Source organism: Vibrio sp. 10N.222.49.C9 (genome assembly GCF_041474985.1).
Lineage (GTDB): Bacteria > Pseudomonadota > Gammaproteobacteria > Enterobacterales > Vibrionaceae > Vibrio > Vibrio crassostreae_C.
Genome location: NZ_JBFRVD010000524.1, coordinates 1 through 299, shown reverse-complemented (window position 1 = coordinate 299; position 299 = coordinate 1). Strand labels below are relative to the sequence as shown.

Sequence of the window (299 nt, the reverse complement as noted above, 5' to 3'; positions counted from 1 at the left end):
GATCATCTCGCCACCGTACTCACTGGCGGTCTTGCCTATTCAGAGCTGTCCATAACTTCGACGTCAATACTGCCGAAGATGCACAAGGCACTGGATTTTGTTATTGACCCACTGCCCAACCATTTATTCACTCGCGATACCTCCTGTTGGATCTATGGCGGTGTCTCGCTAAACCCAATGATGAAGAAGGCCAGAAAGAGAGAAACCAACCATCTTCGAGCTATTTATCGTTGGCACCCGACCTTCGCCAAGCAAAGTTTTGAAAACTATCTCGGAAATGAAAATGAGCACTACGACAA

General features: G+C 47.2%; 1 protein-coding gene. It reads left to right on the top strand.

What is annotated here, in order from left to right; all coding sequences use genetic code 11:
• A partial coding sequence (locus AB4585_RS24290) for an arginine deiminase family protein (protein ID WP_372171311.1) occupies positions 1-299 on the top strand: 299 nt, incomplete at both ends.